Source organism: Ramlibacter sp., assembly GCF_028292805.1.
GTDB lineage: Bacteria > Pseudomonadota > Gammaproteobacteria > Burkholderiales > Burkholderiaceae_C > Ramlibacter.
This window is the reverse complement of the sequence record NZ_JAQGLS010000311.1, coordinates 1-7,181: the sequence shown is the minus strand read 5'-3', so window position 1 is coordinate 7,181 and position 7,181 is coordinate 1. Positions and strand designations below refer to the sequence as shown.

The window sequence follows — 7,181 nt, the reverse complement described above, 5'->3', positions numbered from 1 at the left end:
GAACTGACCTGACACAGCTCGCAGAGGAGGGGAGACCAGCGCCGCCCAACTCGACCACCGTGCAGTTACAAAATTACAAGGCCTCGCGTGGGGGTCATTTGTGCTAGACGCATGCACGTTGCTCGCTCCTCTCAATCCAGCGTTCTCCAGAGGCGAAAACTCACGTGCTCAGGCCCTTCGACTCACCTTCTCTAACGCACTCGACTCACCTTCTATTGTCCCTCCGCATAACGAGCAAGCGTACGTTTCAGGTTCTGTTTCTGGACCGCAAATTGCCTGGCCGCGCGGCGCCCTCATTCGACGGTGACGCTCTTGGCCAGATTCCGCGGCTTGTCCACGTCGGTCCCCCGCGCCAGCGCCGTGTGGTACGCCAGCAGCTGCAGCGGCACCACGTGCAGCAGCGGGCTGAGCGCGCCGTAGTGCTCCGGCATGCGGATCACGTGGATGCCTTCGCTGCTCTCGATCCTGCTGTCGGCGTCGGCCAGCACGTACAGCACGCCGCCGCGGGCGCGCACTTCCTGCATGTTGGACTTGAGCTTTTCCAGCAGCGTGTCGTTCGGCGCCACCGTCACCACCGGCATCTGGTCGGTCACCAGCGCCAGCGGCCCGTGCTTGAGCTCGCCGGCGGGGTAAGCCTCGGCGTGGATGTAGCTGATTTCCTTCAACTTGAGCGCGCCTTCCAGCGCGATCGGGTAGTGCAGCCCGCGGCCCAGGAACAGCGCGTGCTCCTTGCTGGCGAAGTCTTCCGACCAGCTGATGATCTGCGGCTCCAGCGCCAGCACTGCCGACAGCGCCGCCGGCAGGTGGCGCATGGCCTTCAGGTGCATCGCTTCCTGCGATTCGGTCAGGCGCCCGCGGCTTTGCGCCAGCGCCAGCGTTAGCAGGAACAGGCCGGCCAGTTGGGTGGTGAAGGCCTTGGTGGAGGCCACGCCGATCTCGACCCCGGCGCGCGTGATGTAGGCCAGCTTGCACTCGCGCACCATCGCCGAGGTTGCCACGTTGCATACCGTCAGCGTGTGCTGCATCCCCATGCCCTGCGCATGCCGCAGCGCCGCCAGCGTGTCGGCCGTCTCGCCCGACTGGGTGATGGTCACCACCAGCGTGCGCGGATCGGGCACGCTTTCGCGATAGCGGTACTCGCTGGCGATCTCCACCTGCGTCGGGATCTTCGCAATCGACTCCAGCCAGTACTTGGCCGTGCAGCCGCTGTAATAGCTGGTGCCGCAGGCCAGGATCAGCACGCGGTCGATTTCCTTGAACACCGCGTGCGCGCCGTCGCCGAACAGCTCCGGCATGATGTTGTGCACGCCCTCAAGCGTGTCGCCGATGGCGCGCGGCTGCTCGAAGATTTCCTTTTGCATGTAGTGGCGGTAGGGGCCCAGTTCGGCCGCGCCGCTGTGCGCATGCACGGTCTTGACCGGCCGCTCCACCTGCTTGTGAGTGCGGTCCAGGATCCAGTAGCGTCCCAGCTGCAGGTCGACCAGGTCACCCTCTTCCAGGTAGACGATCTGGTCGGTGACGCCGGCCAGCGCCATCGCGTCGCTGGCCAGGAAGTTCTCGTCCTTGCCCACGCCCAGCACCAGCGGCGAGCCGGCGCGCGCGCCCACCACGCGGTGCGGCTCGTCCTTGCAGAACACCGCGATGGCGTAGGCGCCGTGCAGCTGCGGCAAGGCCGCCTTGACCGCCTCGAACAGGTCCCCGTCATAGAGGCTGTCGACCAGGTGGGCGATCACCTCGGTGTCAGTCTGGCTGGTGAAGCGGTAGCCCCTGGCCTTGAGCGCCGCCCGCAGCTCGTCATGGTTTTCGATGATGCCGTTGTGCACCAGGGCGATCCGGCCCGGGCCGTTGGCGCTGCTCTCGCCCGGGCCGTGGCTAAAGTGCGGGTGCGCGTTGTGCAGCGCCGGCGCGCCGTGGGTGGCCCAGCGCGTGTGGGCGATGCCGGTGCCGCCTTGGATGTGGTCGGTGGCAACCTGGTCCATCAGTTCGGCCACGCGCGCGGTGCTGCGGGCGCGCTTGAGGCCCTCGTCGTAGACGGCGACGCCGCAGCTGTCATAGCCGCGGTATTCCAGGCGCTGCAGGCCCTGGACCAGGATGGGGACGATGTTGCGGGTGGAAACCGCGCCGACGATGCCGCACATGAGAAACCTCTCGGGTTGTGAGTGCGGCGACTTTAGGCGCGCCGCCATGCAATATGGAAGCTAATTTATCGCCAAAACGGTTCTTTGTTGCGCCTCCTTCCCATTACGCAATAAAATTTCACAAACGGACCGTTAACATGAAAGACTTGTCGCTGGATGCCATCGACTTCGCACTGCTCGAGCTGCTGCAGGGCGACAGCTCTGTGTCCAACCTCGAGCTCGCGGGGCGGGTCAACATCTCGCCGGCGACCTGCCTGCGCCGGGTCAAGCGGCTGTGGGACACGGGCATGATCGAGCGCGAGCTCGCCATCCTCAATCCGGAGCGGCTGGCCCAGGTCATCGGGCACGGAATGGAGGCGGTGGTGGAGGTTTCGCTGGACCGCCAGGGCAACCAGGAGCAAGAAGCCTTCGAGGCGCGCGTGGTCGCGGACGACGCCGTGCAGCAGTGCTACCGCGTCTCGCCCGGCCCCGACTTCGTGCTGGTGGTCTACGCGCGCGACATGCAGGATTACCTGGCGCTGGCGCAGCGGCTGTTCACCAGCGACGCCAATGTGCGCAACGTCAAGGCCTTCTTTTCGCTGCGGCGCGCCAAGTTCCGCCCGCGGCTGGCCTTGCCGCGGCGCGACGGGTAACGGCTACTTCGGCGCCTTCTTCGGCCGCGCCCAGTTGGCGATGCTCGCCTGCCGCGCGCGCGCGACGGTGAGCGCGCCCGCCTGCGTGCTCTTGTTCACCACGGAGCCGGCGCCGATGGTGCCGCCGGCGCCGATGGTCACCGGCGCCACCAGCACGCAGTTGCTGCCCACGTGCACGTCGGCTTCGATCACGGTGCGGTGCTTGTTGGCCCCATCGTAGTTGGCGGTGATGCTGCCGGCGCCGTAGTTGACGCGCTCGCCCACGCTGGCGTCGCCGACGTAGGCCAGGTGGTTGGCCTTGGCGCCGCGCGCCATGCTGGAGTTCTTGATTTCGACGAAGTTGCCCACGTGAACCTGCGGCCCGAGCCGAGCGCCCGGCCGCAGCCGCGCGAACGGGCCGACCAGCGCGCCCTCGCCCACTTCCACGCCAGCCTGCTCGCCGTCGATGTGGGTGAAGGCATGGATCACGGCGCCGGCGGCGATGCGCGCGTTGGCGATCACGCAGTTGGGCCCGATGCGCACGTCGTCACCCAGTGTGACGCGGCCCTCGAACACGCAATTGACGTCGATGGCCACGTCCTGTCCGCACTCCAGCGTGCCACGCACGTCCAAACGCGCCGGGTCGGCCAGCCGCACGCCGTGCTCCATCAGCGCGCGGGCCTGCCGCAGCTGGTAGGCGCGCTCCAGTTCCGCCAGCTGCAGCGGGCTGTTGACGCCGTCGACTTCGACCTGTTCGGCGGCCTTGGTGGCGACCACGGCGCAGCCGTCATCAGCGGCGAAGCCCACGATGTCGGTCAGGTAGTACTCGCCCTGGGCGTTGGCGTTGGACAGGCGCGCCAGCCAGGCCTTCAGGCGTCGCGCCGGCACCGCCATGAAGCCGGTGTAGACCTCGCGCACGCGGCGCTGCTCCTGGCTGGCGTCCTTGTGCTCCACGATGGCCTTGACGGCGTCGCCCTCGCGCACGATGCGGCCGTAGCCGGTGGGATCGGCCATGTCCACCGTCAGCAGCGCCAGCCGCTCGCCGCCGCAGGCGTCCACCAGCGCCTGCAGGGTTTGCGGCCGCACCAGCGGCACGTCGCCATTGAGGATCAGCGCGATGCCGTCGTCCGGCAGCGCCGGCACCACCTGCTGCACGGCATGGCCAGTTCCCAGCTGCGGCTCCTGCCGCACGAAGTCGGGTGCGGGCCGGCCGGCGCCGGCGGCCGATTCACGCAGCCAGGCTTCCACGTCGTCGGCGCCATGGCCGGTGATGACGATGGTGCGGCGGGCGTGCAGCGCCACCGCGGTATCGATCACGTGCTGCACCAGCGGGCGGCCGCCAAGGCGATGCAACACCTTGGGCATGCGGCTTTTCATCCGCGTTCCCTTGCCAGCTGCCATGATGACCACATCTACTGCTGTCATTCGAATCCTTCCCTGCCCATGAAGACGACGTCGTTGCGACTGGCCCGGATTATCGTTGCGCTGGGCGCCGTGCTGGGGCTGTCCGCCTGCAGCGCCATCAAGCTCGGCTACAACAACTTCCCCGAAGTGGCTTACTGGTGGATGGACGGCTACATCGATTTCGACGACGAGCAGGCACCGCGGGCCCGTGCCGAACTGGCGCGGCTGCACGGCTGGCACCGCCAGCAGGAGCTGCCCCGCTACATCGAGATTCTGGGCCGGATGGAGCGCATCGTCCCGGGCGCCGTGGCGCCGCAGCAGGCCTGCAGCCTGGTGGCCGAGGTGCGCGGGCGGCTCAAGCTGGTGGCCGATCAGGCCGAGCCCGCGGTGGCGGCGCTGGCCGCCAGCCTCACGCCCGACCAGCTGCGCCACCTGGAGCGCAAGCACCACAGCAACAACGACAAGTTCAGGAAGGACTGGATCCACGCGCCGCTGCCGCAGCAAAAGGACAAGCGCCACGAGCAGGCGCTGGACCGGCTGGAATCGATCTACGGCCGGCTCGACGCCGCCCAGCGCCAGGTGCTGCAACGCAGCATCGAGCAATCGACCTTCGATCCGCAGCGGGTGCTGGCCGAACGGCTGCGGCGCCAGCAGGACCTGCTGCAGACGCTCAGGCGGCTGATGGAGCCGGGCCTGGCGCCGGCAGCCGCGCGCGAGCTGGTACGCGGCTACGTGGAACGCGTTCAGCGCTCACCCGATGCGCGCTACCGCGCCTGGCAGGACGACCTGCAGCAGGAAAACTGCCGCACCTTCGCGGCGGTGCACGAAAGCACGACGGCGGCGCAGCGGGAACAGGCAGTGCGCAGGCTGCGCGCGTACCAGCGGGATTTGCGGGAGCTGGCGGAGCAGCAGCCCTGACCCCCCTGTGATTGCGGGCCTGAGCCGCAATCCAGCGACTGTCTTCACCGGGCCCTGCATCCCCGGTCAAGCCCGAGACGACCTCCTTGCGGGTCGGCTTTCAGCGCTCGCCCTTCGAATGCGAACGCCCTTCGCGCTCGGCCTGCTCGATCTCGCGCGCTTCACTGTCCGACTTCGGCCTGGCCGCGTCCGCGTCGGACTGCAGGTTCGACTTGTCGAGGTATTCCCTGATGTTCTTCTGGTACGCGCGAGTGGCCGTGTAGCTGCCTTCGCCTTCAACCTGGCTGCCTTGCGCCTGGGCACGGCGCTGCAGCGAATCGCCTTCGCGCGCGGGCTGCTGCTGCAGGCTGCGCGGCGCGGTCTTGTCGTCATGGACCATGTGCTGGCTCCTCGTGGATGGGGCGGCGCATCGGCACCGCAGGACCAGCTTAAGAAGCACGGCGGCAGGCGGCTGTCGTCCGGCGCAAAGCGCAGGCGTGGGAAGCCGCCTACATCTTCCCTGTGCTCAGGCCTGCAGCGCCGCCCACATCTCCTTGTCGCGCTCGGCCGTCCACACGCGCGGGACCTTGATGCCGCTGGCCTCGTCGTAGGCCCGGCTGACGTCGAACGGCAGGCAGTGCTCGTAGATGAAGACCTGGCCGAAGATCGGATCCATGGCTTTGCGGGTGTGCGCCATCGCAGCCTTCAGGTCCATGCTCGCGGCGGCCGCTTCCTGGCCGCAGCGGTACAGCGTCTCCACCCAGCGCTGGGTGTAATCGAGGGCCTTGGACACGTTGGCCGCGCCCTTCATGGCTTCACCGCGACCGGGCACGATGGCCTCGGCCTTCAGCGCGCGCAGCGCCTGCAAGGTCGCCGGCCATTCTTCCAGGTGGGCATCGCCGGTGTAGACGCCGGCGTTGTACTCGACCAGGTCGCCCGAGAACAGCACCTTTTCCTCCTCCACCCAGGCGATGGTGTCGCCGCGGGTGTGGCCGTTGCCCGGCGACCAGATCTGCACCCGCACGCCGCCCAGGTCCACCGTCAGCGAGCCCGGCACTTCACCTCGGCCCGGGATGCCGCCGCCGATCACCAGGGTCGGCCAGGTCAGGCCGGGGATGCTCTCTGCGTTGCGGAACAGGCGCGGAAAGCGCTCCATCTCCGACTGCATGTCCTCCTGGCCACGCTCGGCGATCAGCTCGAAGGTGCCCTGGCTGGCGATGATTTCGGTCGCGCCTTCGGCGAAGTAGGCGCTCGCGCCCAGCACGCGCACCGCATGGTAATGCGTCAGCAGCACGTACTTGATCGGCTTGTCGCTGACGGTGCGGATGCGGGCGATCAGGTCGCGTGCCATCGCCGGGGTGGCGGTGCAGTCGCTGACCATGATGAACCTGTCGCCGATGATCACCCCGGAGTTTGGATCGCCCTCGGCGGTGTAGGCCCAGCAATGCGGGGACAGCTGCTCGAAGGTGATCTGCTTGTCGGCCACGTCGGCCTGGCTGGCGAATGCTTTGCTCATGGAGTCTCCTGCTGGCGATTCGCGTTGATCTTAACGAAGCGCGCTACGCATTGTCGCGCTACGCATTGTTGAAGGGCTGGTCTCGCGTCAGCCAGCGCGCGGCGGTTTCCACCACGCGCTCGACGTGCGCCGTGCCGTCGGCCACGTGCACGCCCGGCTCGCCCGCCGGGTCTTCCAGCGCCTCGAACTGGCTGGCCACCAGGCTGGGCGGATAGAAATGGTCGGTGCGCGAGGCCACGCGTTCCAGCGCCTGGTGCGGCGTCAGCGCCAGGTGGACGAAGCGCAGCTCGGGCACGGCGGCGCGCAGGAGCTCGCGGTAGCTGCGCCTGAGCGCCGAGCAGGTCAGCACGGCGCCGTCCGGGTGGCGGCGCAGCTGCGCCGCCAGGCGATCCAGCCAGTGGGCGCGGTCGGCGTCCTCCAGCGGAACGCCCTGGCGCATCTTCTCGATGTTGGCGGCGGGATGGAAGTCGTCGCCTTCGACCAGCGGCAGTTGCAGCCGCCCGGCCAGGCAAGCCCCCGCCAGCGACTTGCCGCAGCCGGCCACCCCCATCACCACCACATGCAGCGGCTTCATGCCGCCGATTATGGGCGTCAGCCCGCGGCGCCGTGGGAGCA

Annotated in this window: 7 protein-coding genes; 2 read left to right on the top strand and 5 right to left on the bottom strand. The window is 68.2% G+C overall.

Annotated features, from left to right (window positions below; translation table 11 throughout):
- Positions 1–293: 293 nt before the first annotated feature.
- Complete coding sequence (gene glmS, locus JWP65_RS19020) at positions 294–2,138, bottom strand: glutamine--fructose-6-phosphate transaminase (isomerizing) (protein ID WP_299766598.1); 1,845 nt, start codon at positions 2,136–2,138, stop codon at positions 294–296.
- A gap of 137 nt (positions 2,139–2,275) precedes the next feature.
- Here glmS and JWP65_RS19015 point away from each other — a divergent pair, with 137 nt between their 5' ends.
- Positions 2,276–2,770 carry an Lrp/AsnC family transcriptional regulator gene (locus JWP65_RS19015; protein WP_299766596.1) on the top strand — a complete coding sequence of 165 codons (495 nt, stop codon included), beginning with the start codon at positions 2,276–2,278 and terminating at the stop codon, positions 2,768–2,770.
- A 3-nt stretch (positions 2,771–2,773) separates the two neighbouring features.
- On the opposite strand, the gene glmU is transcribed toward JWP65_RS19015, so the two are convergent.
- Positions 2,774–4,174 (bottom strand): bifunctional UDP-N-acetylglucosamine diphosphorylase/glucosamine-1-phosphate N-acetyltransferase GlmU, encoded by a 1,401-nt coding sequence (gene glmU, locus JWP65_RS19010; RefSeq protein ID WP_299766594.1) that lies wholly within the window; start codon positions 4,172–4,174, stop codon positions 2,774–2,776.
- A gap of 18 nt (positions 4,175–4,192) precedes the next feature.
- On the opposite strand from glmU, the gene JWP65_RS19005 reads away from it, so the two are divergent.
- The gene (locus JWP65_RS19005; protein ID WP_299766592.1) at positions 4,193–5,071 is read left to right on the top strand and encodes a DUF6279 family lipoprotein; all 879 of its coding nucleotides are present in this window, start codon (positions 4,193–4,195) and stop codon (positions 5,069–5,071) included.
- Between the two features lie 100 nt (positions 5,072–5,171).
- Here the strand turns inward: JWP65_RS19005 and JWP65_RS19000 are convergent, their stop codons facing one another.
- From JWP65_RS19000 to JWP65_RS18990, 3 genes are all read right to left on the bottom strand, one after another.
- The gene (locus JWP65_RS19000) at positions 5,172–5,450 is read right to left on the bottom strand and encodes a hypothetical protein (RefSeq protein ID WP_299766590.1); all 279 of its coding nucleotides are present in this window, start codon (positions 5,448–5,450) and stop codon (positions 5,172–5,174) included.
- Positions 5,451–5,576: 126 nt separating this feature from the next.
- On the bottom strand, positions 5,577–6,566 hold the full coding sequence (locus tag JWP65_RS18995; RefSeq protein WP_299766588.1) for an MBL fold metallo-hydrolase: 990 nt from the start codon (positions 6,564–6,566) through the stop codon (positions 5,577–5,579).
- A 58-nt stretch (positions 6,567–6,624) separates the two neighbouring features.
- The gene (locus JWP65_RS18990) at positions 6,625–7,140 is read right to left on the bottom strand and encodes a gluconokinase (protein ID WP_299766586.1); all 516 of its coding nucleotides are present in this window, start codon (positions 7,138–7,140) and stop codon (positions 6,625–6,627) included.
- Positions 7,141–7,181 lie beyond the last annotated feature (41 nt).

Excerpts from the sequence above, each read along its gene's own strand:
- JWP65_RS19000 (WP_299766590.1), bottom strand. The coding sequence starts at position 5,450 with ATGGTCCATGACGACAAGACCGCGCCGCGCAGCCTGCAGCAGCAGCCC.
- JWP65_RS19005 (WP_299766592.1), top strand. The coding sequence starts at position 4,193 with ATGAAGACGACGTCGTTGCGACTGGCCCGGATTATCGTTGCGCTGGGC.
- glmS (WP_299766598.1), bottom strand. The coding sequence starts at position 2,138 with ATGTGCGGCATCGTCGGCGCGGTTTCCACCCGCAACATCGTCCCCATC.
- JWP65_RS19015 (WP_299766596.1), top strand. The coding sequence starts at position 2,276 with ATGAAAGACTTGTCGCTGGATGCCATCGACTTCGCACTGCTCGAGCTG.
- JWP65_RS18990 (WP_299766586.1), bottom strand. The coding sequence starts at position 7,140 with ATGAAGCCGCTGCATGTGGTGGTGATGGGGGTGGCCGGCTGCGGCAAG.
- glmU (WP_299766594.1), bottom strand. The coding sequence starts at position 4,174 with ATGACAGCAGTAGATGTGGTCATCATGGCAGCTGGCAAGGGAACGCGG.
- JWP65_RS18995 (WP_299766588.1), bottom strand. The coding sequence starts at position 6,566 with ATGAGCAAAGCATTCGCCAGCCAGGCCGACGTGGCCGACAAGCAGATC.